This is a genomic window from Lysobacter enzymogenes (assembly GCF_900106525.1).
GTDB classification, from domain to species: Bacteria; Pseudomonadota; Gammaproteobacteria; order Xanthomonadales; family Xanthomonadaceae; genus Lysobacter; species Lysobacter enzymogenes.
In genome coordinates this window covers 465,564-490,186 of record NZ_FNOG01000005.1, presented here as the reverse complement: position 1 = coordinate 490,186, position 24,623 = coordinate 465,564, and the positions used below count along the sequence as shown (strand labels likewise).

The following is a 24,623-nucleotide window of genomic DNA, read 5'->3' as shown; positions in this document are numbered from 1 at the left end:
CGCGGCGCGGCGGCGGGCGAGTCTCAGTTCTCGCTGCGCGCCAGCTTGCGCTCGCGCCGGTGCATCAGCACGCCGGCGACGCTGACGCCGATCGCCACCAGCACCACGATGATCGAGGTCAGCGCATTGATCTCGGGAGTGACGCCGAGCTTGACCTTGGAATAGACCAGCATCGGCAGCGTGGTCGAGCCGGGGCCGGAGGTGAAGCTGGCGATGACCAGGTCGTCCAGCGAAAGCGTGAAGGCCAGCAGCCAGCCGGCCAACAGCGCGGGCGCAATCAACGGAAGCGTAATGACGAAGAACACCCGCCACGGTTTCGCGCCCAGGTCCATCGCCGCCTCTTCCAGGCTGGCGTCCATCGAGGTCATGCGCGAGCGCACCACCACGGTGACGTAGCACGCGGTCAGGGTGATGTGGGCCAGGGTGATCGTGGTCATGCCGCGCTCGGGCCAACCGAACAACTGCTGCAAGCCGACGAACAGCAGCAGCGAGGACAGGCCGAGCATGACGTCGGGCATCACCATCGGCGCCGAGTTCATCAGGCTCAGGATGCCGCGCCCGGGGAACTTGCCGAAGCGCGACAGCGCCAGGCCGCTGGCGGTGCCCAGCGCGACCGCGGCGGTGGCCGAGATCGCGGCGATGATCAGGCTGCGCTGCGCCGCTTCGAGGATCTGCTCGTTGCGCGCCAGCGCCGCGTACCACTGCAGCGAGAAACCGCCCCAGGTGGTCGCGCGGTCGGAGCCGCTGAACGAATAGACGATCACCGAGACGATGGGCAGGTACAAGAACGCATAGCCCAGCGCCATCATCGTGTACAGCGCGAACGGCCGCCGCTTCACGACTGCGCCTCGCGCGCGACGCGGCGGTTTTCGATGTATTCGAACAACAGCGTCGGCAACACGATCAGCAGCAGCATCGCCACCGCGATCGCCGCCGACAGCGGCCAGTCGCGATTGGTGAAGAACTCGGTCCACAGCACCCGGCCGATGGTCAGCGCGTCGGGGCCGCCGAGCACGTCGGGAATCACGAACTCGCCGACCGCGGGAATGAACACCAACAAGCTGCCGGCGAGGATGCCCGGGAACGACAGCGGCAGGGTGATGCGGCGGAACGCCTGCCACGGCTTCGCGCCGAGGTCGGCGGCGGCTTCGAGCAGGGTGAAGTCCAGGCGGATCAGGGTCGCCGCCAGCGGCAGGATCATGAAGGGCAGGTAGTTGTAGGTGATGCCGATGTAGACGGCGAGATTGGTGTGCAGCACCGCCTGCCCGGGTTCGAGCAGGCCCAGCCCGACCAGGCTCTGGCTGAGCCAGCCGTTGGCGCGCAGCAGGCCGATCAGCGCATAGGTGCGCAGCAGCGAGCTGGTCCAGAACGGCAGGATCACCAGCACCAGCAGCAACAAGCGCCACAGCCGCGGCGCGCGCGCGATGCCGTAGGCGATCGGATAGCCCAGCAGCAGGCAGCACGCGGTGGACACGCTGGCGAACAGCAGCGATTTGAGGTACGCCGCCACGTACAGCGGATCGGCCAGCAGCGCGGCGTAGTTGGCCGCGTGCAGGCGCAAGGTGGTGCCGCCGTTCTCGGCGGTCTCCAGCAGCGGCGTGTACGGCGGCACTTGCCCGAACACCGACTGGGCGAAGCTGATTTTCAGCACGATCAGGAACGGCACGCAGAAGAACAGCGCCAGCCACAGCATCGGGATCGCGGTGACGAGCAGGCGGCCGCGGCGGGTGCGGAATTCGTCGCCTACCGAGCGGAACCAACCGAAGAGGTTATAAACAACATCCGCCCAGAAACCCCAAATCCCCGAGCCGCGCCGGTGTTGGCTCACGTTCACCCCAGCCCCCTAACGTCTTGACGACCGCAAATCTCCAGGCCTCGCCGTTGTCGCGCGCTCACGAGGTCAACACCACGGCGCTGGTCGCATCCCACGACAACCACAAGGTGTCGTCCCAGTCGTAATGCGGCTGCGAGCTGCGCGCCACGTGCGTCTCCTGCACCCGCAGCACTGCGCCGGCCTCGGTCTGCACGTGGTAGATCGACACATCGCCCAGATAGGCGATATCGCGCACCTTGCCCATCACCGCGTTGTCGAAGCCCTCCGGGCGGGTCTCGTGCACGTCGATCTTCTCCGGCCGCACCGCGATGCCGACCGAGGTGCCTTCCGGCAGCGGGTCGGGATGGCGCGCCAGCAGCTCGCCGCCGACGCCGTCGCACTGGATGCGCAGATCGCCGTCGCCGTCCTGGCCGAGCACGCGGCCTTCCAGCAGGTTGATGCCGCCGATGAACTCGGCGACGAAGCGCGTGGACGGATATTCGTACAGCACCGCCGGGGTGGAGACCTGAACGATGCGGCCGGCGTCCATGACCGCGATGCGCGAGGACATGGTCATCGCTTCTTCCTGGTCGTGGGTGACCATGATGAAGGTGGTGCCGACGCGTTCCTGGATGCTCACCAATTCGAACTGGGTATGTTCGCGCAGCTTTTTATCCAGCGCGCCCAGCGGCTCGTCGAGCAGCAGCAGCTTGGGCTGCTTGGCCAGCGCGCGCGCCAGCGCCACCCGCTGGCGCTGGCCGCCGGAGAGCTGGTCGGGCTTGCGGTTGCCCAGCTGCGGCATGCGCACCAGCTCCAGCATCTGCTGCACGCGGTCGCGGATCTCGCCGGCGCCGGGCTTGGCGCCGCCGCTGGAATGCTTGAGGCCGAAGGCGATGTTCTGGGCCACGCTCATGTGCGGGAACAGCGCGTAGCTTTGGAACATCATGTTGACCGGCCGCTGGTACGGCGGCAGGTCGGTGACGTCGATGCCGTCGATCAGCACGCGGCCGCGGTCGGGCGATTCGAACCCGGCCAGCACGCGCAGCAGGGTGCTCTTGCCCGAGCCCGAACCGCCGAGCAGGGCGAAGAATTCGCCGCGGTAGACGTCCAGCGAAATGTCGTCGCAGGCGTAGACCTTGCCGAAGGTCTTGGTCACGCCTTCGATGCGCACGAACGGCTGCGCGGCGGGATCGCGCCAGGGTTCAAGCGCAGGGCTGCGGGCGGGGACGCTCACGCGCTCAGTGCCCGCTCTTGATGCTGGTCCAGGCGCGCACGCGCTGGCGCTGCACGTCCTCGGGCAGCGAGCGCGGATCGACCAGCTTGGCGCGCACGGCCTCGGGCGGGTACACGCCCTGGTCCTGGGCGATGGCCGGATCGACCAGCGGCGCGGCGTCCTTGTTGGCGCTGGCGTAGGCGACGTGGTTGCTGATCGCCGCGGCGACCTTGGGGTCGAGCAGGTAATCGATGAAGGCGTGGGCGTTGCCGATGTGCTTGCTGTCCTTGGGGATCGCGATCACGTCGACCCAGCGGATCGCGCCTTCCTTGGGGATCGTGAAGCGCAGGTTCGGCGCCGGCTTGCCGGCCTTCTTGGCCGCGTCGAACGCGGCGGTGCTGGCCTGGGCGATGTCGCCGGAATAGCCCATCACCAGGCACGCGTCGCCGTTGGCGAAGGCGTCCTTGTATTCGGCGTTGTTGAAGGTGCGCACATAGGGGCGGATCGCCGCGTAGACCTTCTTGACCGCGTCGATCTCGTCGGCGGCGCCGGCGTTGGGATCGCGGCCGAGCCAGATCAGCGCCGCGCCGAAGGCTTCCTGGTCGTCGTCGAGCACGGTGATGCCGCACTTGCCGAGCTTGGCCGCGTTGGCCGGATCGAACAGCAGCGACCACGAATCCAGCGGCGCGTTGTCGCCGAGCGCTTCCTTGATCTTGTCCAGGTTCAGGCCCAGGCCGGTGGTGCCCCACATGTACGGCACCAGGTGTTCGTTGCCGGGGTCGATCGAGGCCAGGTTCTGCAGCAGTTGCGGGTCCAGGTGGCTCCAGTTGGGCAGCTTGCTCTTGTCGAGCTTGGCGTACATGCCGGCCTTGACCTGGCGCTGGGCGAACGGTCGCGCCGACGGGAATACCGCGTCGTAGCCCGAGGCGCCGGCGCTGAGCTTGCTTTCCAGGGTTTCGTTGGCGTCGTAGACGTCGTAGTTGACCTTGATCGCGGTGGCCGCTTCGAAGTTCTTGACCGTGTCGTCGGCGACGTAGTCCGACCAGTTGTAGACGTTGAGCACCTTCTCCTCGGCGCCCGGCTTGGCGGCAGGGGCGTTGGCGTCGGCGGCGGGCTTGCCGCCGCAGGCGGCGAGCATGAGGACGGCGCAGGCGAGCGGGGCGAGGCGCAAGGTCACGGCAATCTCCTGGGAAAACGGGAGCCGGCGGGCGCGGCGGGCCCGGGGCGTTGGCGGGAATGTTCGAAGGCGGGCCGCGTGGTGTCAACGAGTTATGCGATTCCAGCGGCTTATCCAGCGGCCTATGGGGCCGGGGCCGGGGCGTTCATCTTGTTTGGGCCTGCTGCGGCCTGCTCCGACTTGTTTAGGCCCGTTTCGGGACGTGGGTGCCCGCGACCGCCGCGCATCGCGACGCCGCGTGCTGTATCTTCGCGCCCCGGCGCGCCGGCCCCGGGCCGGCGCCGCTCAGGTTCCGGCCCGCGCCGCGCCGCCGTTTTCGCCGCCGCGCCGCGTTGCCCCGCACGCTTTCCAGGGAGATTCCACGATGTCCGACCGCCGCCTTCACCCGCGTCCGCGCGCTGCGCAACTGCTGCTGGCCGCCGCCCTGGCCGCGGCCGCGCCCTGGGCCTGCGCGCAGGAGGCCGGCGAGAGCGAACGCGACTGGAACGTGCGCGGCGGCGTCACCTTGATGAGCGATTACGTCTGGCGCGGCGTCTCCCAGACCCAGGAAGACCCGGCCCTGCAGGCCGAGATCAACCTCGAACACCGCAGCGGCTTCTACGCCGGCCTGTGGGCGTCGAGCATCGACTTCACCGCGCCGGGCGAGGAGCGCGACGGCGTGCATTACGAACTCGACGGCTACCTGGGCTGGTCGGGCGAGCTGCGCCCGGGCCTGGAGCTGGACGTGGTCCTGACCCGCGCCGCCTATCCGGGCGCCAAGCGCGGTTTCGACTACGACTACACCGAACTGGAAGGCACCTTGAGCTTCGCCGAGCACTACCACGTCGGCCTGGCCTATTCGCCCGACATCTTCGGCCTGGGCGGCAAAGGCTATTACTGGAACGCCGGCGGCGAATGGCCGCTGGGCGAGAGCGGTTTCGGCCTCAAGGCGCAGATCGGCTACTACGACCTGCAAGACCCGCTCGGCGACAGCTACAACGATTACCTGCTGGCGCTGACCCGCGAATTCGGCCCGTTCCACGCCGAACTGCAATACACCACCACCTCCAGCTACGGCCCGAAGATCTCCGAAGGCCTGGACGACAAGAAGCTGGCCGACGACAAGGTGACGGTGCTGGTGGGGTGGAAGTTCTGATTCCGCGCCGCATCGGTCGCGTCGCAAGTTTCGTCGTAGTTGCATTGCCGCGGTCGCGGCTCGCGCCGCTCCTACAGTCGGATACGTACCCGCCGAAGCCCCTGTAGGAGCGACGCAAGTCGCGACCGCGCCAAATCGATCACTGCGCGAGTTTCGTCGTAGTTGCGTTGTCGCAGTCGCGGCTCGCGCCGCTCCTACAGTCGGATACGTACCGGCCGAAGCCCCTGTAGGAGCGACGCAAGTCGCGACCGCGCCAGATCGGTTGCGGCGCGAGTTTCGTCGCAGTTGCGTTGCCGCGGTCGCGACTCGCGTCGCTCCTACAGGTAGCCTACGAGCCAGCGATTCGCGCTCAGCGCTCCGGTTTGCGCCCGCACACCTCGCTGACCAACCCGCGCAGCCACGCGTTGGCCGGGTCCGCCTCGCTGTTGGCGTGCCAGTACAGATGCAACTGCGCCGCCGGGAGCGCGAACGGCAGTTTCAGCCGCACCAGCGCGGCGTCCGGCGCGATCCGCGCGGCCAGGCTTTCGGGCAGCGTCAGCAGCGCGTCGGATTGCGCCGCCACCGCGCACGCGGCGTGGTAGCTGCGGCAGCGCAGCGCGATGTTGCGTTGCAGGCCCAGATTGAGCAGGGCCAGATCCTCGATCACCTGCCCGGTGGCGCGCGCCGACACCGCCACGTGCCGCGCTTGCAGGTACTGCTTCAGGCTCAATCGCCGCGCCAGCGGATGATCGGCGCGCGCGACCACGCAGAAGCCATCCTCGAACAGCGGCCGGTGGCGGACCGGATCGCGCACCGGCAGGGCCACGTCCACCGCCAGGTCGACCTGGCCGGCGGCCAGCTCGCGGCCGAGGTCGCGGCGCGGCAGGGCCACGCTGGCCAGGGTCGCGCCGGGCGCCTGCGCGCGCAGCGCGCGCATCAGCGCCGGCAACAGCACGCTCTCGGTCGCCTCGGGCATGCCGATGCGGAACGACTGCCGGCTCGACGCCGGCTCGAAGCGGTCGCGGTGCTGCAGCAGTTCGCGCAGCCGCGCCAAGGTTTCCAGCAACGGCGGGGCGAGGCGCTGGCAGGCCGCGGTGGGGCTCATGCGGCGGCCGTCGCGCACGAACAGCGGGTCGTCGAACTGGCGCCGCAGCCGCGCCAGCGCGTGGCTGACCGCCGACGGCGTCAGATACAGCGCCTGCGCCGCCAGGCTGAGGTTGCGCTCGCGATAGACCGCCTCGAACACCTTGAGCAGGTTGAGGTCGAGCTGTTCGCTGCGGGTATGAATCTGGTTCATGCCAAGACGTTAGCAAAGATCACTTCATTCATGGCGGGCGCGCGCCTAGGATGAAGGCGGCCGGAGCGTCCCGGCGTCCGGAGCTCTCGGCCATGGACTTCGCCCCCAGCGCGCGCAGCCAGGATTATCTGCAGCGCCTGCAAGCCTTCATCGACCAGCACATCGCCCCGTTCGACCAGAGCTACCGGCGCGAGAACGCCGAACTCAACGCCGGCGCCGACTGGCGCGCCTGGCGCGTGCACCCGCGCATCGCCGAGCTCAAGGCGCTGGCGCGCCAGGCCGGCCTGTGGAACCTGTTCCTGCCCGACGCCGAACTCGGCGCCGGCCTGTCGGTGCTCGACTACGCGCCGCTGGCCGAAGCCATGGGCCGCTACGAGTTCTGCGCGGAAATCTTCAACTGCAACGCGCCCGACACCGGCAACATGGAAGTGCTGCATCACTACGGCAGCGAACAGCAGAAAGCGCGCTGGCTGCGGCCCTTGCTCGATGGCGAGATCCGCTCGGTGTTCTGCATGACCGAGCCGGACGTGGCCTCGTCGGACGCGACCAACATGCGCGCGCAGATCCGCATCGAGGGCGATGAGGTCGTCGTCGACGGCCGCAAGTGGTGGTCCACCGGCATCGGCCATCCCGATGCGCGGGTGGCGATCTTCATGGGCCTGACCGACCCCGACGCCGCGCCGCACGCGCGCCACGGCATGGCGCTGGTGCCGCTGGACGCGCCGGGCGTCCGCATCGAACGCATGCTGCCGACCTTCGGCGAATACGACCCGCCCTACGGCCACGGCGAGGTCAGTTTCGAGAACGTGCGCCTGCCGCGCGATCACCTGATCCAGGGCCCCGGGCAGGGCTTCGCCATCGCCCAGGGCCGGCTCGGCCCGGGCCGCATCCACCATTGCATGCGCGCGATCGGCGCGGCCGAGCGCGCGCTGGAACTGACCATCCGCCGCGGCGCCGGGCGCGAGGCTTTCGGCCAGCCGATCCTGCGCCTGGGCGGCAATCTGGAACGGGTGGCGCAGGCGCGCATGGCCATCGACCAGGCGCGCCTGCTGACCTTGTACGCTGCCTGGAAGATCGAACGCTTCGGGGTGAAACAGGCGATGAGCGAAATCTCCGCGATCAAGGTGGTCGCGCCGAACCTGCTGCAGGAGATCGTCGACCAGGCGATCCAGATCCACGGCGGCGCCGGCGTCTCGCACGACACGCCCTTGACCGGCTTGTTCGTACTGGCGCGCGCGCTGCGCATCGCCGACGGCCCCGACGAAGTGCACCGGGCGATGGTGGCGCGGATGGAACTGGCCAAGTACGGCCTGGGCCGCAAGCAGGAGGCGGCATGAGCGCGGGGCAGCGGGTGTTCGTCACCGGCGGCGCCTCCGGCCTGGGCCGCGCGCTGGCCGAAGGCTATGCGCGCGAAGGCGCGCGGGTGCTGATCGGCGACGTCAACGCCGCGCGCGGCGAAGAAGCGCTGGCGGCCTTGCGCGCGCTGCAGCCCGACGCGCATTTCCTGGCCTGCGACGTGACCCGCGAAGAGGATTTGCAGGCCGCGGCCGCGTGGATGCAGGCGAACTGGGGCGGCGCGGACTTGATCATCAACAACGCCGGCGTCGCCGACATGGGCCCGGTCGAGGCGATGCCGCTGGCCGACTGGGAATGGATGGTGCAGATCAACCTGCTCGGGGTGGTGCGCGGCTGCAAGGCCTTCATCCCGATGCTCAAGCGCCAGCGCGGCGGCACGCTGCTCAACATCGCCTCGATGGCCGGGCTGGTGCATCCGCCGTTCGCCGGCGCTTACAACGCGACCAAGGCCGCGGTGGTGGCGCTGTCGGAAACGCTCAAGGCCGAACTGGAAGCGGACGGGGTGCAGGTCAGCGTGGCTTGCCCGGCGTTCTTCCGCACCAACCTCAGCGAAAGCCTGCGCACCCGCGACCCGCGTTATGCGCGCTGGATGAAGAAGCTGGTCGACGAATCCAAGATCGACGCCGAATCGGTCGCGCGGCTGATCCGCGAGGGCGTGGCGCGCGGCGAGTTCCGCATCCTCACCCATCCGGCGGCCAAGCGCTTCTGGCTGCTCAAACGCTTGCTGCCGTACCGGATGTACGAGGCGGCGATGCGCCGCGCCGGCGGCCGCGGGCGCGCGCGTTCGCAGCCCGCCGACGGGCCGCGCTCGGCATGAGTGCGGCCGCCCGCGACGACGCGCGCCCGGTGCGCGCCGGCGAGGAACTCGACGCGGCCGCGGTCGACGCCTGGCTCAAGCCGCGCCTGCCGCATCTGCAAGGGACGCCGGAAATCAGCCAATACGCCGGCGGCGCGTCGAACTGGACCTATCGCCTGCGCTACGCCAACGACGATTTGATCCTGCGCCGCCCGCCGGCCGGCAAGAAGGCCAAGTCGGCGCACGACATGGGCCGCGAGTTCCGCATCCAGCAGGCGCTGAAACCGGTGTTCGCGTTCGTGCCGCAGATGCATGCGCACTGCGCCGACGAGGCGGTGATCGGCGCGGAGTTCTACGTGATGCAGCGGCTGGACGGGCTGATCCTGCGCAAGAACCCGCCGCCCGGATTCGAGCTGCCGCGCGAACGCGTGACCGCGCTCGCGCACAACGTGCTCGACACTTTGATCGCGCTGCATCAAGTGGACTATCGAGCGGCGGGCCTGGATGGCCTGGCGCCCGGCGCCGGCTACGCGCAGCGCCAGATCGAGGGCTGGAGCAAGCGTTACGGCGATGCGCGCACCTGGAACGTCCCGCGCGGCGGCAAGATCATGGCCTGGCTGCGCGAGAACCTGCCGGGCGAGGAAACCATCCGCCTGACCCACAACGATTTTCGTTTCGACAACGTCGTGCTCGACCGCGAGGATCCGACCCGGGTGATCGGCGTGCTCGACTGGGAACTGGCCACGCTTGGCGATCCGCTGATGGATGTGGGCAATCTGCTGGCCTACTGGGTCCAGGCCGACGACGACTTCATCGCCCGCGACACGCGCCGCCAGCCGACCCATCTGGCCGGCATGCCGACCCGGCGCGAGGTCATGGACTACTACAGCCAACGCACCGGCTGGCGCCCGCGCAGTTGGGCGTTCTACGAGGTCTACGGGCTGTTCCGGCTGTCGGCCATCGCCCAGCAGATCTATTACCGCTATCACCACGGCCAGACCCGCAACCCGGCGTTCAAGCGCTTCTGGCTGTCGGTGAACTATCTGCATTGGCGCTGCCGCCGCGCGATCGCGCGCGAGGGCCGCGCATGAGCACGACCTTGCACCTGATCCGCCACGGCCAGGCCGCGTTCGGCTCCGACGATTACGACCGGCTCAGCGAGCTCGGCCGCGAGCAATCGCGCCTGCTCGGCGCGGCGCTGGCGCCGCTGGCGGGCGAGGGCGACCGGGTTGTCTGCGGCGGCATGCGCCGGCATCGCGAAACCGCCGAAGAATGCCTCGCCGCGATGGCCGCAGCCCATCGCGAACTTGCCGCCCCGACGCAAGCAAGCCCCTCTCCCGCGAGCGGGACAGGGGTTGGGGTGAGGGCCCCCACCTACGACGAGCGCTGGAACGAGTTCGACCACGTCCAGATCCTCGCCCGCCATCGCCCCGAATACGCCGACCACGCCCGCCTGCGCGCCGACCTCAAGGCCCACAGCGATCCGCACCGCGCCTTCCAGAGCCTGTTCGCCGCGGCGATGCAGCGCTGGGCCGGCGGCGAGTGCGACGGCGACTACGACGAACCCTGGCCGCGCTTCCGCGCGCGCTGCCTCGCCGCGGTGCAGGCCGCGGCCGATGCGGCCGACGGCGCGCGCAACGTCTGGATCTTCACCTCCGGCGGCCCGATCGCCGCGATCGCGCAAGCGCTGCTCGACGCGCCCGAAGACCAGGCGCTGCGGCTGAGCTGGACCCTGGTCAACGCCAGCCACACCCAGGTGCACGCCGCCCGAGGCGGCCTGCGCCTGTCCACCTTCAACGGCCACGCGCATCTGTACCCGCGCGAAGGCCTGATCACTTACCGCTGAGGCCGACCGTCATGCGCAAGCGCATCCTCATCACCGGCGCCAGTTCCGGCCTGGGCCGCGGCATGGCCCGCGAATTCGCCCGCGCCGGCCGCGACCTCGCCCTGTGCGCGCGGCGCCTGGACCGGCTCGAAGCGCTCAAGACCGAACTCGAAGCCGAGCATCCCGGCATCCGCGTGGCCGTGCGCAGCCTGGACGTGACCGACCACGACGCGGTGTTCCGGGTGTTCGGCGAATTGCGCGACGAACTCGGCGGCCTCGACCGGGTCGTGGTCAACGCCGGCATCGGCCAGGGCGCGCCGGTCGGCAAGGGCCAGTTCGCCCTGAACCGCGCCATCGTCGAGACCAATTTCCTCGCCGCGCTGGCCCAGTGCGAGGCGGCGATGGAAATCTTCCGCGCCGCAGGTCAGGGCCATCTGGTGCTGATTTCCTCGATGAGCGCGATGCGCGGCCTGCGCGGCGGGCTGACCGCCTACGCCGCGAGCAAGGCCGGCGTCGCGGCGCTGGCCGAAGGCATCCGCACCGACATGCTGCGCAAGCCGTCGATCCGGATCAGCACGATCTTTCCCGGCTACATCCGCACCGAAATGAACGAGGGCGCGCCGGCGGCGCACACGCCTTTCATCATCGACGAGGCGACCGGCTGCCGTTTGCTGGCGCGCGCGATCGAGAAGGAAAAGAACAAGGCCTACGTGCCGTGGTGGCCGTGGGCGGCGGTGGGCTGGTGGATGAAGCGCGCGCCGTTGTCGTGGGTGGCCAGGCTCAACTGAAGCGTGGGTTTCGCCGTATTCGCGGTGTCGCGGTCGCGGCTCGCGCCGCTCCTACAGGTAGCCCATGTAGGAGCGGCGCGAGCCGCGACCGCGTCAACCCAACCACGACGAACCCTGCCAACGCCCGACCACCGCAACACGCGCGAACCGCGCCGCTACGCCTTGCCGCTCTCGCAACACTCCGCCGCCAGATCCTGCAGGATCGGACAGTCCGGCCGCTCATCGCCGTGGCACTGGCGCGCCAGCTCTTCCAGCGTGCGTTGCATGGTCTGCATCTCGCGCACCTTCTCGGCCAGCTCGGCGGCGTGGTCCAGCGCCAGCCGCTTGACCTCGGCGCTCTCGCGCGAGCGGTTGTCCCACAGCCCCAGCAAGGTCTCGATCTGCTTGATCGAAAACCCCAGCGAGCGCGAGCGCTTGATGAAGCGCAGCCGGTGCAGGTCGGCGTCGCTATAAAGGCGATAGCCGGCGACGCTGCGGCCGGCCTCGGGAATCAGACGGATGCTCTCGTAGTGGCGGATCATCTTGGCGCTGACCCCGCTGAGCTGCGCGGCCTCGCCGATGTTGTGCAGGCCCTCGGCCTTGGCCTGGGCCAGTTCGGGCGCGGAAACGTGACGGTTCATCGGCTTGGAACTCCTCAGCCAGGGCGCGGCGGCGTTCATGCCGGCCTCCAGCGACGCAGCAGCAAGGTGTTGCCGAGCACGCTGACGCTGGAGAACGCCATCGCCGCGGCGGCGAACACCGGATCGAGCAGGCCGAACGCGGCCAGCGGAATGCCCACGACGTTGTAGCCGAAGGCCCAGAACAGATTCTGGCGGATCTTGCGGGTGGTGCGGCGGGAAATGGCGATGGCGTCGGCGACCAGGCCCGGCTCGGCGCGCATCAGGGTGATGCCGGCGGCCTGCATCGCCACGTCGGTGCCGCTGCCCATGGCGATGCCGACATCGGCCGCGGCCAGCGCCGGTGCGTCGTTGACGCCGTCGCCGACCATCGCCACCGCGCCGGCCTTGGCCAGGTCGGCGACGGCGGCGGCCTTCTGCTCGGGCAACACGTCCGAGCGCACATCGTCGATGCCGAGCTGCTGCGCCACCGCGTTGGCGGCGCCGGCGTGGTCGCCGGAGATCATCGCCGTGCGCAGGCCCAGCGCGTGCAGGCGCGCGATCGCCGCGCGCGCGCCAGGACGCGGCGCATCGCGGAACGCGAGCAGGCCCAGCACCTGCGGCGCGGCGCCCAGGCGTTCGCGCGCCAGCCACGACACGCTGTGGCCGAGATCGGCCAGCTCGCGCGCCTGCGCGCGCAGCGCGCCGAGGTCGGCGCCGGCTTCTTCCAGCATGCGCGTGCTGCCCAGCGCCAGCGCTTCGCCGGCGACGTTGCCGCGCACGCCGCGGCCCGGCACCGCGCGCACCTGCGCGGCGGTGGCGACGGCGACGCGTTCGCTCGCGGCCGCGTTCAACACCGCCTGGGCCAGCGGATGCTCGCTGCCCGATTGCAGCGCGGCGGCGCGCGCCAGCAGGCCGGCGCGGTCGCCGTCGCCGGCGATCCACTGCGCCAGCACCGGCTTGCCCTCGGTCAGGGTGCCGGTCTTGTCGAAGGCGACGATGCCGATGCGGTGCGCGTTCTCCAGCGCTTCGGCGTCCTTGATCAGGATGCCGTGGCGCGCGGCCACGCCGGTGCCGGCCATGATCGCGGTCGGCGTGGCCAGTCCCAGCGCGCACGGACAGGCGATCACCAGCACCGCCACCGCGTGCAGCAGCGCCTGGCTCCAGTCGCCGCTGTACAGGCCCCAGCCGAGCAGGGTCAACACGGCCAGCGCGATCACCACCGGCACGAACACCGCGCTGACCCGGTCGACCAGGCGCTGGATCGGCGCCTTCTTGGCCTGCGCGTCCTCGACCAGGCGGATGATCCGCGCCAGCGCGCTTTCCGCGCCCACGGCTAGGGTTTCCACCACGATCCGGCCTTCGCCGTTGACCGCGCCGCCGGTGACCTTGTCGCCTTCGCCGCGCGCCACCGGCAGCGATTCGCCGGTGATCAGCGATTCGTCGGCGTGGGTGCGGCCGTCGCGGATGCGGCCGTCGGCGGGAATGCGCTCGCCCGGCAGCACGATCACCAGATCGCCCACGCGCAATTCGCCGATGGCGATCTCGCGTTCGCCGCCGTCGCGCAGCACCCGCGCGCGCGAGGGCCGCAGCGCCTGCAGCGCGCGGATCGCCGCGGTGGTCTGGCGCTTGGCCCGCGCTTCCAGCCACTTGCCGAGCAGGATCAGGGTGACGATCGCGGCCGAGGTCTCGAAGTACAGCGCCATCGTCTCGCCGCGCAGCAGGTGGTACAGGCTCAGGCCGTAACCGGCGCTGGTGCCGAGCGCGACCAGCAAGTCCATGTTGCCGCTGCCGGCGCGCAGCGCGGCCCAGCCGGCGCGGTAGAAGCGCGCGCCGAGCCAGAACTGCACCGGCGTGGCCAGGGCGAACTGGACCCAGCCGGGCAGCATCCAGTGCTTGCCGAACAGCAGGCCGATCATTGGCGCGACCAGGGGCAAGGTCAGCGCCGCGGCGATCAGCAGATGGCGGGTCTGGCGCGACAGCGCGGCCTGGGCCTGGGCTTCGCGCGCATCGATGTCGCCGGCGTGCGCGGGGTCGGCGCCGCCGCTCGCGTCGTGCGCGGCCGTGCCGCCGCCGTCCGGGCTGCCGGGGCCGTCGCCACCGGGCAGCCGCGCCTGATAGCCGGCGCGGGCGACCGCGGCGATCAGCGCGGCCGGCTCGACCACGCCCACCGCCTCGACCTGGGCGCGCTCGGTCGCCAGGTTGACCGTGGCCGCGATCACCCCCGGCACCGCGCGCAGCGCCTTTTCGATCCGGCCCACGCAGGAGCCGCAGGTCATGCCGCTGACTTCCAGGGTGGTCTGGCGGGTCGGCACGCTGTAGCCGGCGGCGGTCACCGCGGCGACGATCTCGGCCGGGCCGAGCGAGGGCTCGTGCGCCACCTCGGCGCTTTCGGTGGCCAGGTTGACCGTGGCCTCGGCGACCCCGGGCAGGGCGCGCAAGGCCTTCTCGATGCGGCCCACGCAGGAGCCGCAGGTCATGCCGGCGATATCGAAACGCAGGCGTTGCAGGGCAGGGTTGGGTACGGCGGTCGCGTTCATGGGGGACTCCCGTTTGGCTCGATGCCGCACAGGGTGGGGTTTCCCATGATGGTAAGGTCAAGGTTGAATGTGCGGCGTGAGACCGCGCCCGCTCAGGCCATGCGCGGGGCGCCGCGGCCGGGCTCCTCGGCGCTCTGGGCCGGGGCGGCGGTCTGGCGGACCGCGTCGGACTGGGCGTTGAGCTGCGCCAGCCGCTGATTGCTCTGTTCCACCGGTTGCTGTGCGGCCACGGCGATGTCCACGTTCGCATGCAGCGTCCACGGCGCGCGTGGGTCGGTCTGGTCGTGGGCGAACGCGCGGGTGCCGTCGGGACTCTGGGTTACGCCCGCGATCTGTTGCAGCCCCGCGCCGCGGCATTCGACCGCCAGCGCCGCCGCGACCCGTTGGTCGTGGCCTTGCGGGTCGTCGCCGCGCGCGCAGTTCAGGCCCTGGACGCCGGCGAAGGCCTGTTGGTAGATCGGGTTGTCGCGATGACCAGGAGCGCGCATGTCGGCAGCGCGCCCATCGCGGTCGCCGTCCTGCGGCGGCAACGCGCTGATGTCGAACGAGCCGCGCGGCGGCCGCTCGTTGGGATTGAGCGGCACCACCGGCTGGCCGGAATGCGGCGGCTGGATCTTCCGCCCGTCCTCGCCGGTCCACTGCGTGCCGTTGAAGTGGTAGCCGCTGCGGTTCGACAACGCGCCCACGTCGCGATACAGGTCCTGGCCGAAGTTCGGCGCGCCTACCGGCTTGCCGTCGGCGCCCAGCGGCAGTTGCGGGGTGATCCCGGCGGCGCGCATGAGATTGCTGGTGACGCCGTTGCTGTTGTTGTACAGCGGCGAATACTCCAGCCCCGCGTCGTTGATCTGCTGGCCGGCGCGCCCTGCGGCGCGCAGCTTGGCCTCCAGTTCGGCGTCGGTGCCGGTCCACACCGTGCGGCGTTCGTGATGCTCGCCCGGTTGCGGCCAATCCGGCGCGACCATGGTCTGGCGCACCGGCCGGCCCTGCGCATCGCGCGCCAGCGAGGGATCGGCGGGATCGGCGCCGGCGACCGGCACCGGCTGGTATTGGCCGTCGGCGCGGCGCTGGAAATAGGCGTCGTAAGGCGGCACGTACGGCGCCGCGTCGACCCGGATCCGGCCGAAATTGTCCGAGCCCAGCACGGTGCTGCCGACCAGGTTGCCGATGTCGTTGCCTTCGGCGCGCGCGTCCGGCCCACCGCGCAGCACCACTTGGCTGCCATCGGAGCGCTGGAACAGCAAATAGGTATGGCGCTGGCCGCCCGCGACCGGGCTGGCGCCGACGATGATGCTGGCTTGCGGTTGCTCGGCCATGCCCGGCCTCCTGTCGGGTCGATGCCGCCTTCGGCGTCAGTGGCCGAGGTCGGGCGGGAATCGTTGGATGCGCAGGCCCGCGACCGACTGGCCGTCGCTGGAGTCCACGGTCAACAGCCAAGTGACCGGCGTCGGCGCGGCGGTGACCGGCGTCGTCGCCGCGGCCGGCGGCGGCTGCAAGGTGCACAGCAGCGCGCCTTGGCCTGCGGCGGCGTCCTTGCAGTCGAATCCCTGCGCCGACAGGTCGCGCCGCGCCTGCGGCAGCGGCGTGCCGGGCGGCAGCAGGCCGCCGAGTTGCTGCTGCGCGCGTTGCGCGGTCTGTTGCGGGTCGAAGCGGGCGTCGGGCGGGGTGCTCATCGCGGTGCATCCTGTCATCGCCGCCAGCATCAGCGCGGGGAGGCGATAGCGATGGAAGGGGGGCGCGTTCATGCGGCGCTCGGTGGGACGGGGAAGCGTCGGGTTCGAAGCTAAGACGGGCCGGTGTAAAAAAATGTGATCGCGGGCCGGTAACGTGGCGCTTCGGCGGGGAGGCGGGCGGAACCCGCGGCCGCGCTCCCCGTTCAGTCGCAGGACCGGTCGGTAAATCGTTCAGTCGCACAGACTGAGACGGCGCGGCCGCAGGCTGGCCAATGCCACAATCGCCCCCATTTCGGGACTCTCCCCGCATCGCCGTCGCCCGCAGGCCGCCGCCCATGGTGCTAGACGCCTTCCATCCCGCCATCGCCGCCTGGTTCCGCGCTGCGTTCCCGGCGCCGACCCGCGCCCAGGAACTGGCTTGGCCGAACATCCGCGCCGGCCGCAACACCCTGGTCGCCGCGCCGACCGGTTCGGGCAAGACCCTGACCGCGTTCCTGGCCGCGATCGACGCGCTGGTGCGCGAAGGGCTCGAGCACGGCCTGCGCGACGAGACCCAGGTGGTCTACGTTTCGCCGCTGAAGGCGTTGTCCAACGATATCCACCTCAACCTGGACGCGCCGCTGGCCGGCATCGCCGAACAACTGCAGCGCATGGGCCTGGCCGACCCCGGCATCCGCACCGCGGTGCGCACCGGCGACACCCCGGCCGGCGAGCGCACCGCGATGCGCAAGCGCCCGCCGCACATCCTGGTGACCACGCCCGAATCGCTGTACGTGCTGCTGGGTTCCGAATCGGGTCGGGCGATGCTGTCCACCGTGCGTTCGGTGATCGTCGACGAAATCCACGCCGTGGCCGACGACAAGCGCGGCAGCCACCTGAGCCTGAGCCTGGAACGCCTGCGCGAACTGTGCCCGCAGCCGCCGGTGCGGATCGGCCTGTCGGCGACGCAAAAGCCCATCGCCGAAGTCGCGCGCTTTTTGGTCGGCACCGAGGCGGTCGCCGCCGACGGCACGCCCGATTGCGCCATCGTCGACATCGGCTACGACAAGCGCCGCGACCTGGCCCTGGAGCTGCCCGGCTCGCCGCTGAGCGCGGTGATGTCGCACGACCAATGGGACGAGGTGTACGCGCGCCTGGCCGCGCTGGTCGAGCAGCACCGCACCACCTTGGTGTTCGTCAACACCCGGCGCATGGCCGAGCGCGCGGCCAAGCACCTGGCCGACAAGCTCGGAAAAGAGGCGGTGGCCGCGCATCACGGCAGCCTGTCGCGCGAGTTGCGCCTGGACGCCGAACAGCGGCTCAAGCGCGGGCAATTGCGCGTGCTGGTCGCGACGGCGTCGCTGGAGCTGGGCATCGACATCGGCGATGTCGATCTGGTCTGCCAGCTCGGGTCGCCGCGCGCCATCGCCGCGTTCCTGCAGCGCGTCGGCCGCGCCGGCCATCATGTCGGCGGCGTGCCCAAGGGGCGGCTGTTCCCGTCCTCGCGCGAGGATCTGGTCGAATGCGCGGCGCTGCTCGACAGCGTGCGCCGCGGCGAGCTCGACGCCTTGCGCATCCCGCCGGCGCCGCTGGACGTGCTGGCCCAGCAGATCGTCGCCGAAGCCTCGATGCGCGACTGCGGCGAGGACGAACTGCTCGCCTGCCTGCGCCGCGCCTGGCCGTATGCGCAACTGGAGCGCAAGCGCTTCGACGAAATCGTGCGCATGCTCGCCGACGGCTTCACCACCCGGCGCGGGCCGCGCGCGGCGTATCTGCATCGCGACGCCGTGCACCAGCGCCTGCGCGCGCGGCGCGGCGCGCGCATGACCGCGGTGATGTCCGGCGGCACCATTCCCGACACCGGCGACTACGCGGTGGTGCTGGAACCCGAAGCGCAGGTGATCGGCAGCGTCAACGAGGACTTCGCGATCGAGAGCATCGGCGGCGACGTGTTCCAGCTCGGTAACGCCAGCTACCGCATCCTGCGGGTCGAGCCGGGCCGGGTGCGGGTGGAAGACGCGCAAGGCCTGCCGCCGAACATCCCGTTCTGGCTCGGCGAAGCGCCGGGCCGCAGCGACGAACTCTCGCTCAGCGTCTCGCGCCTGCGCGCGGCCGCCGACGCCGCGTTCGAGCGCGCCGGCGACAGCGCCGGCGCGGCGCGCCTGCTCGCCGACGAGTTCGCGCTCGATCCCGCCGGCGCGCTGCAACTGGCCGATTATCTCGGCCGCACCCGCCAGGCGCTGGGGCTGGTGCCGACCCAGGAGACCCTGGTGTTCGAACGGTTCTTCGACGAATCCGGCGGCACCCAGCTGGTCATCCATTCGCCCTACGGCAGCCGCATCAACAAGGCTTGGGGATTGGCGCTGCGCAAGCGCTTCTGCCGCAAGTTCAACTTCGAATTGCAGGCCGCGGCCACCGAGGATGCGATCGTGCTGTCGCTGTCGACCAGCCACAGCTTCCCACTCGAGGACGTGGCGCGCTATCTGCATTCGGCCTCGGCGCTGGACGTGCTGGTGCAGGCGCTGCTCGACGCGCCGCTGTTCGGCGCGCGCTGGCGCTGGGTCGCCACCACCGCGCTGGCGCTGCCGCGCTTCGTCGGCGGCAAGAAGGTCGCACCGCAGTTGCAGCGGATGAAGAGCGAGGATCTGCTGGCGACGGTGTTCCCCGACCAGGTCGCCTGCGCCGAGAACCTCGCCGGCGAGCGCGAGGTGCCGGAGCATCCGCTGGTCGCGCAGACCCTGCACGATTGCCTGTATGAGGCGATGGACAGCGATGGCTGGCTGCGCATGCTGCGGCGGCTGGAGGCCGGCGAGATCCGCGTGCTCGGCCGCGACGTCACCGGCCCGTCGCCGATCGCCGCCGAGGCGCTCAACGCCAAGCCGTACGCCTTCCTCGACGACGCGCCGCTCGAAGAGCGCCGCACCCAGGCGGTGATGGCGCGGCGCTACGGCGAGGCCGACAGCGCCGACGATCTGGGCCGGCTGGATCCGCAGGCGATCGACGCGGTGCGCGCGGAAGCCTGGCCGGAAGTGCGCGACGCCGACGAAATGCACGAGGCGCTGATGGGCCTGGGCTTCGTCACCACGGACGAGGCCGAAACGCATGGCTGGAGCGCGTGGCTGCGCGCGCTGACCGAGGCCGGCCGCGCCACCGCGCTGCGCCTGCGCACGGGCGACGAAGCCGCGGCGTGGTGGGTCGCCACCGAAGGCCTGCCGCAGGCGCGCGCATTGTTCCCGCAGGCGCACGCCGAACCGGCGGTGCAGGTGCCGCAGGAATACGCCCAGGCCGAATGGAGCGAGGACGCGGCCTTGATCGAAGCGCTGCGTTCGCGCCTGACCGCGCTGGGCCCGACCACGGTCGCAGCGTTGGCCGCCGATGCGCGACGCGAACCGGGCGAAGTGGAACTGGCGCTGTTGCGGCTGGAATCGGAAGGCTACGTCATGCGCGGCCGTTTCGATCCCGACAGCCTGCTCGGCGGCGCCGAGCAATGGTGCGAGCGGCATCTGCTCGCGCGCATCCACCGCTACACGGTCGGCCGCCTGCGCCGCGAGATCGAGCCGGTGGCGCCGCGCGACTACGCGCGCTTCCTGTTCGACTGGCAGAAGCTGTCGCGGCGCGCGCGCATGAGCGGCCCGCAGGCGCTGCAGGCGGTGCTGGAGCAACTGGAAGGCTTCGAGGCGCCGGCCTCGGTGTGGGAAGGCGAGTTGTTGCCGGCGCGCATCGGCGATTACGAATCCGGCTGGCTCGACGAACTGTGCGCGGCCGGCCGGGTGACCTGGGCGCGCCTGCGCCCGCACAGCGCCGCCGCCGGCGCCGAAGCGGCGGTGCCGCAGGGCGTGCCGAGCGTGCGCCAGACCCCGATCGTGCTGCTGCCGCGGCGCGCGCTGGCCGATTGGCAATGCGCCGCCGGCCGCAACGCCGACCCGGCGCCGGTGTCCTCGCGCGCGCAACGCGTGCTCGACGCCCTGGCCGCGCGCGGCGCTTCGTTCTTCGACGAACTCGAACGCTCCGCGCACCTGCTGCGCACCGAACTGGAAGAGGCGCTGGGCGAACTGGTGGTGCGCGGGCGCATCACCTGCGACAGCTACGCCGGCCTGCGCGCCTTGCTGGTGCCGCCGTCCAAGCGCGCCAGCAGCCACGGCCAGCGCCGCCGCCGCGCGCTGCTGACCGATCTGCAGGACGCCGGCCGTTGGTCGCTGACCCGGCCGGAACCTTCGCTGCCGGGCGAGGCCGCGCAGGCGTCCGCGCAGGTCGCCGAGTCGGTCGAACACATCGCCTGGCGCCTGCTCGAGCGCTACGGCGTGGTGTTCTGGCGCCTGATCCAGCGCGAAGCGGCATGGCTGCCGCCGTGGCGCGACCTGCTGCGCGTGTACCGGCGCCTGGAAGCGCGCGGCGAGATCCGCGGCGGGCGCTTCGTCAGCGGCATGACCGGCGAGCAGTACGCCTTGCCCGATGCGGTCAGCGCGCTGCGCCAGGTGCGCCAGCGCGAGCACGACGGCGAAGTGGTGTGCGTGTCGGCGGCCGATCCGCTCAACCTCACCGGCAGCGTGCTGGCCGGGGCCAAGGTGCCGCGCATTCCCGGCGCGCGCATCGCCTTTCGCGACGGCGTCGCGGTGGCGAGCTTGCTGGCGGGGCAGGTGGAATGGATCGAAACCTTGCCCGCCGATGCGCAGCGCGAGGTGCAGCGCTTGTTGTTGCGGCGTCCCGGCGTGGTCGCGGCCGATTCGCGCATCGACGAGGTCATGCGCAATCTGGGCCTGGGCGCGCGCTGAGGCGACCGGCGGTCGCGGCTGAGCGATTCAGCGCCAAAGCGCGACGCAGTTCCGCCGGATGCGAAGAAAACGTAAAGCGATGTGCGCGATCTGCGTGCAATCTTTGTCGACGATGCGTTTCGTCGCATTCGCAGCTGTGCCTGCGCCACCATGGTGTTTGCGAAACTGAACTCGAAAAAAACGCGCATGAGCCGAATCGACACGCTCTTCGCGCGGCGCAGTGGCAAGGTGGTCCGCGGGGGCCGTGAACGAGCGAATGCGCTCATGCGCACGCATCGCCGACGATGCATGCGGATCCGCTCATGGCCGCATTCGCGATCTTTCTTCTGTGCGCCGGGTCGGTACCCGCGCCGCAGTCATTCGAGGACACCCGATGCGCCTGGACTCTACGCACAGCCTGTCGACCCGCCGCGGCTCCGCCGCCGGCGGCCACCGCACCGCCGTCGCGCCGACGCGGCTGTCGCGCGACGCGGTCGATCTGGACTCCGAGTTGAGCTATTGGCGCGCGAACTACCGCGCGCTGTTCGGCCGCCCGGGCCTGCGCTTCAGCGACTACGAGCCGGCGGTCAAGCTCGGCCTCGACGCTTACGTGCGCAGCCTGATCGAGGACCGCGCGCAAGGCGAGGACGAGCTGCGCGACCGCTATCGCCGCGTGCACGGCGCCTCGCGCCTGGACTGGGACGACGCGCGCGCGGTCGCCGCGGCGGCCTGCGAACGGCTGCAACGCGAGCGCGGCCAACGATGAGCGCCGTGCGCCGCGGTTTCGAGCGCGGCGCCAAGGCCGCTGCGCGCTTCACCGGCCACCCGCTGTGTTTCGGCCTGGCGGTGCTGGTGGTGCTGGCCTGGGTCATCAGCGGGCCGATGTTCGGCTACAGCGATACCTGGCAGTTGGTCATCAACACCGGCACCACCATCGTTACTTTCCTGATGGTGTTCCTGATCCAGAACTCGCAGAACCGCGACGCGGCGGCGGTGCAGATCAAGCTCGACGAGCTGATCCGCGCCACGCGCGAGGCCGAGAACGCATTGCTCGACCTGGAAGAGCTCGACGAAGACGCGCTGGAGCGCTTCCGCAAGCGCTATGAAGACCTGGCCTGCCAGGCGCGCGACGAAGCGCAGCGGCGCGGCCGGCCGGACGGGGTTTCCGCCGAGCGCTAGCGCCGCGGCCTGTATCGGCCGAAAACCGAAAGCGAAAACTGTCCGGGCCCGGCAGGCATCGTTGCGATAGCAGCGATGTCCGCCGGGCCCGGACGTTTTTGCGGCGCGCGGCTGCGGCGACCGTGACGCCGCGCCTATGAAGCCGCGACCTCGTCTTAACGCTGCGGTTCGAGCCGCTTAACCACGCGGCCGCTAGCGTGCAAGGCGACAACGCGATGCCGTGTCATCGCTGCGTCCATCCAGCGTCGCCAAGCGCGACCATCCCGCGGGCTCTCATCCGCGCCTGCCGCATCGGAGGAACAGGCATGCCACGCGGCGACAAATCGGCTTACACCGACAAGCAAAAACGCCAGGCCCAGCACATCGAAGAGAGCTACCGCAAGGAAGGCATGCCCAAGCAGGAAGCCGAGGAGCGCGCCTGGCGCACGGTCAACAAGCAAGACCACGGCGGCAAGAAATCCGGATCGGGCCGCAAGGGCCATCACTGAGTCCGCCGCGGTCGAGCCCGTTGCCGTCGAAGCATCCGCAAGCATCGAGTCAGCACCGCCTTTCGCAGCCGCGCGCTGCTTCTTTCGGAGGAACGCCTCATGAAAACCGTCTTCATCGCCGCCGCCGCGCTCAGCCTGGCTTTCGCCGGCGGCGCCGCCGCGCAATCGGCCGACACCCGCGCCGACGCCGCCCAGGATGCGCAGAGCATGCAGGAGCCCGCCGCCACCGCGACCGGCGATTCGCAGCAGCCGGTCGGCGACACCTGGATCACCACCAAGGTCAAGACCGAACTGATGGCGACCAGCGGCGTGCCTGGCACCGACATCAAGGTCGAGACCGTCAACGGCGTGGTCAAGCTGTCCGGCCATGTCGACAAGGCGCAGGCCGACAAGGCGGCCTCGATCGCGCGCAACATCGACGGCGTCAAGAAGGTCGACACCAGCGGTTTGCTGGCGTCGCACTCGCGCAAGTGAGCCGTGCGTCGCGCGGACCGGGCCGCTCAGCATGTCCGCGCGACGCAGCCGCGCCCGCGCCGCCGCGGCCTGGCGCAACCGCCATTACGGAGGTTCCATGACCCAGCTCGCCGACCGCGTCTACCGCGACGCCGCGCAGATCGAACGCCTCAGCGCGCTGGTGGCGCAATTGCCCGACGCAGGTTTGATCGACCTGCAACTGATCGACGGCAGCTGGCGCGCGGCGGTGGTCGTGGTGCGCCCGAGCCTGCAGACGTTTCTCGATCCGGACGGCCGCGAAGGCATCAACGCGGTCGTGCGCGTCGACGACCCGGCCAGCGGCCGCAGCGATTATCTGTGGATCGACGAGATCGCGCGGGTGCGGCCGGTGCGTTCGTCGGAACGGCCGTTTACCGATTGAAGGTCGCTCGATGGCGGTCGAAAAATGCGCAAGCCGGTGCGGCTGGCGACAATGCTCGTGGTGAGAAAACGTGAACCAAGCCACAGCGGCGCGCGATCCGGCCGCGGCCTGCACGCCGCGCTCGCAACGCCTGGGCGATGATCCGGCCCATGTCCTTCTTGCGCAGCCGAGAACCCGACCGTCCCGCCGGCGCCAGCGAGGGACGCTGCTTCTTGTACGTGCTGCCGTGCGCGTACGAGGATCTGCTCAAGATCGGCCACTCGCGCAATCCGCTGCAACGCGCCCAGGCCTTGCAGCCGCGCTACTTCGAATTCTTCGATCTGGGCCGCGCCTTCGCGCTGGAGCTGGACAAGGTGCGCGAGGCGCGCTCGCTCGAACACGCGCTGCATGCGCGGCTGCGCGAGCACAATGCGCCGGCGCCGCTGACCGTGCGCGAACAGGCGGCCGGCCTGGGCGAGTGGTACCGCGGCGCCTATGCGCAACTCGAACGCGAAGCCGAATTGTGGCGGGCGCATGGCCATGCCGTGCACCGGCCGCTGTCGGCATGGATGGCGCGCGAACTGACGGGGCAGGGCGACGCGTTGTACGCGCGCGCCGAGGAGTTGCTGACGCAGCTGCAGGGCGACACCGCCTTGCTCGACGCGCCGGAGCTGGCGCCGCTGCGGCGCAACCTGCTCGATACCCTGGACGCGCATCGCGCGCTGACCTTCGATCTCGACCGCCGCCTGCCGCCCAGTCTGCTGGACTGGTACCGGCGCGCCGGCGCTACCGTTCCCTAGGCCCAACGCTCAGGAGTGCACCATGACCAAACTCGACAAACCGCTGCGGCGCGAACTGGACATCGACGGCAAGGCCTACACCCTGACCGTCGACCCCGACGGACTCAAGCTGACCGAAAAAGGCCGGCGCAACGGCGTGGAACTGCGCTGGGCCGCGCTGGCCTCCAGCGACGACGCACCGACGCACGCGGTCACCCCGTCCGCGCAAGCCTAAGCCTCACGCGCAAGCAGCGTATCTCCCTGTAGGAGCGGCGCAAGCCGCGACCGCGACAACGCACCTGTGGCATAACCCTCGTCGCAAGCGAAGTGACGCGGTCGCGACTCGCGTCGCTCCTACAGTCGCTTCGTCGCGACGGCATGGCCCTTGTAGGAGCGGCGCAAGCCGCGA

The 24,623-nt window shown here is 70.5% G+C and carries 23 protein-coding genes; 14 read left to right on the top strand and 9 right to left on the bottom strand.

The features are described 5' to 3' along the window. Window positions 1-23: 23 nt before the first annotated feature. From BLU84_RS15010 to BLU84_RS14995, 4 genes are all read right to left on the bottom strand, one after another. Window positions 24-809 (bottom strand): ABC transporter permease subunit, encoded by a 786-nt coding sequence (locus BLU84_RS15010; protein ID WP_074869040.1) that lies wholly within the window; start codon window positions 807-809, stop codon window positions 24-26. Between the two features lie 26 nt (window positions 810-835). After that, window positions 836-1,693: an ABC transporter permease subunit gene (locus BLU84_RS15005; protein ID WP_083382664.1), complete on the bottom strand. Its 858-nt coding sequence runs from the start codon at window positions 1,691-1,693 to the stop codon at window positions 836-838. A gap of 199 nt (window positions 1,694-1,892) precedes the next feature. Continuing rightward, a complete protein-coding gene (locus tag BLU84_RS15000) occupies window positions 1,893-3,047 on the bottom strand; it encodes an ABC transporter ATP-binding protein (protein WP_074868693.1) in 1,155 nt (384 codons plus the stop codon). 4 nt (window positions 3,048-3,051) lie between these two features. After that, window positions 3,052-4,203, bottom strand: coding sequence for a polyamine ABC transporter substrate-binding protein (locus BLU84_RS14995; protein WP_211664547.1), 1,152 nt, complete (start codon window positions 4,201-4,203; stop codon window positions 3,052-3,054). 364 nt (window positions 4,204-4,567) lie between these two features. Here BLU84_RS14995 and BLU84_RS14990 point away from each other — a divergent pair, with 364 nt between their 5' ends. Beyond that, window positions 4,568-5,338, top strand: a complete 771-nt coding sequence (locus tag BLU84_RS14990; protein WP_074868690.1) for a TorF family putative porin — start codon at window positions 4,568-4,570, stop codon at window positions 5,336-5,338. 349 nt (window positions 5,339-5,687) lie between these two features. On the opposite strand, the gene BLU84_RS14985 is transcribed toward BLU84_RS14990, so the two are convergent. Then, window positions 5,688-6,614, bottom strand: coding sequence for a LysR family transcriptional regulator (locus BLU84_RS14985; protein WP_074868689.1), 927 nt, complete (start codon window positions 6,612-6,614; stop codon window positions 5,688-5,690). A 92-nt stretch (window positions 6,615-6,706) separates the two neighbouring features. On the opposite strand from BLU84_RS14985, the gene BLU84_RS14980 reads away from it, so the two are divergent. The 5 genes from BLU84_RS14980 to BLU84_RS14960 are packed head-to-tail and all read left to right on the top strand — an operon-like array spanning window position 6,707 to window position 11,379. Beyond that, on the top strand, window positions 6,707-7,951 hold the full coding sequence (locus tag BLU84_RS14980) for an acyl-CoA dehydrogenase family protein (protein ID WP_074868687.1): 1,245 nt from the start codon (window positions 6,707-6,709) through the stop codon (window positions 7,949-7,951). After that, window positions 7,948-8,787, top strand: a complete 840-nt coding sequence (locus tag BLU84_RS14975) for an SDR family oxidoreductase (protein ID WP_074868686.1) — start codon at window positions 7,948-7,950, stop codon at window positions 8,785-8,787. Before BLU84_RS14980 ends, BLU84_RS14975 begins: the two co-directional genes overlap by 4 nt. Then, a complete protein-coding gene (locus tag BLU84_RS14970) occupies window positions 8,784-9,857 on the top strand; it encodes a phosphotransferase family protein (protein ID WP_074868684.1) in 1,074 nt (357 codons plus the stop codon). Before BLU84_RS14975 ends, BLU84_RS14970 begins: the two co-directional genes overlap by 4 nt. After that, window positions 9,854-10,612, top strand: a complete 759-nt coding sequence (locus BLU84_RS14965; protein WP_074869035.1) for a histidine phosphatase family protein — start codon at window positions 9,854-9,856, stop codon at window positions 10,610-10,612. Before BLU84_RS14970 ends, BLU84_RS14965 begins: the two co-directional genes overlap by 4 nt. A gap of 11 nt (window positions 10,613-10,623) precedes the next feature. Continuing rightward, window positions 10,624-11,379, top strand: coding sequence for an SDR family oxidoreductase (locus BLU84_RS14960; RefSeq protein ID WP_074868682.1), 756 nt, complete (start codon window positions 10,624-10,626; stop codon window positions 11,377-11,379). A 155-nt stretch (window positions 11,380-11,534) separates the two neighbouring features. Here BLU84_RS14960 and cueR read toward each other — a convergent pair whose 3' ends face one another. The 4 genes from cueR to BLU84_RS14940 form a co-directional block, all read right to left on the bottom strand. Next, window positions 11,535-12,038: a Cu(I)-responsive transcriptional regulator gene (cueR, locus tag BLU84_RS14955; RefSeq protein WP_267889182.1), complete on the bottom strand. Its 504-nt coding sequence runs from the start codon at window positions 12,036-12,038 to the stop codon at window positions 11,535-11,537. Further along, on the bottom strand, window positions 12,035-14,515 hold the full coding sequence (locus BLU84_RS14950) for a heavy metal translocating P-type ATPase (RefSeq protein WP_074868674.1): 2,481 nt from the start codon (window positions 14,513-14,515) through the stop codon (window positions 12,035-12,037). The genes cueR and BLU84_RS14950 overlap by 4 nt, the downstream gene beginning before the upstream one ends. 92 nt (window positions 14,516-14,607) lie before the next feature. Then, a complete protein-coding gene (locus BLU84_RS14945; RefSeq protein ID WP_074868670.1) occupies window positions 14,608-15,828 on the bottom strand; it encodes an XVIPCD domain-containing protein in 1,221 nt (406 codons plus the stop codon). 36 nt (window positions 15,829-15,864) lie between these two features. Continuing rightward, window positions 15,865-16,257, bottom strand: coding sequence for a hypothetical protein (locus BLU84_RS14940; RefSeq protein ID WP_074868664.1), 393 nt, complete (start codon window positions 16,255-16,257; stop codon window positions 15,865-15,867). A 263-nt stretch (window positions 16,258-16,520) separates the two neighbouring features. Here BLU84_RS14940 and BLU84_RS14935 point away from each other — a divergent pair, with 263 nt between their 5' ends. From BLU84_RS14935 to BLU84_RS14900, 8 genes are all read left to right on the top strand, one after another. After that, entirely contained in the window at window positions 16,521-20,936 is a 4,416-nt protein-coding gene (locus BLU84_RS14935) for a DEAD/DEAH box helicase (protein WP_074868661.1), read from the top strand. 373 nt (window positions 20,937-21,309) lie between these two features. Further along, complete coding sequence (locus BLU84_RS14930) at window positions 21,310-21,681, top strand: hypothetical protein (protein WP_083382620.1); 372 nt, start codon at window positions 21,310-21,312, stop codon at window positions 21,679-21,681. Further along, window positions 21,678-22,094 carry a low affinity iron permease family protein gene (locus tag BLU84_RS14925; protein WP_074868658.1) on the top strand — a complete coding sequence of 139 codons (417 nt, stop codon included), beginning with the start codon at window positions 21,678-21,680 and terminating at the stop codon, window positions 22,092-22,094. Before BLU84_RS14930 ends, BLU84_RS14925 begins: the two co-directional genes overlap by 4 nt. Before the next feature lie 305 nt (window positions 22,095-22,399). Continuing rightward, window positions 22,400-22,582, top strand: coding sequence for a hypothetical protein (locus tag BLU84_RS14920; RefSeq protein WP_074868655.1), 183 nt, complete (start codon window positions 22,400-22,402; stop codon window positions 22,580-22,582). Window positions 22,583-22,681: 99 nt separating this feature from the next. Then, window positions 22,682-23,056, top strand: coding sequence for a BON domain-containing protein (locus BLU84_RS14915; protein ID WP_074868651.1), 375 nt, complete (start codon window positions 22,682-22,684; stop codon window positions 23,054-23,056). A gap of 97 nt (window positions 23,057-23,153) precedes the next feature. Continuing rightward, window positions 23,154-23,456: a DUF3247 family protein gene (locus tag BLU84_RS14910; RefSeq protein ID WP_074869028.1), complete on the top strand. Its 303-nt coding sequence runs from the start codon at window positions 23,154-23,156 to the stop codon at window positions 23,454-23,456. 149 nt (window positions 23,457-23,605) lie between these two features. Beyond that, the gene (locus tag BLU84_RS14905) at window positions 23,606-24,235 is read left to right on the top strand and encodes a GIY-YIG nuclease family protein (RefSeq protein ID WP_170849175.1); all 630 of its coding nucleotides are present in this window, start codon (window positions 23,606-23,608) and stop codon (window positions 24,233-24,235) included. Between the two features lie 22 nt (window positions 24,236-24,257). Next, window positions 24,258-24,449: a hypothetical protein gene (locus BLU84_RS14900; protein WP_074868646.1), complete on the top strand. Its 192-nt coding sequence runs from the start codon at window positions 24,258-24,260 to the stop codon at window positions 24,447-24,449. Window positions 24,450-24,623 lie beyond the last annotated feature (174 nt).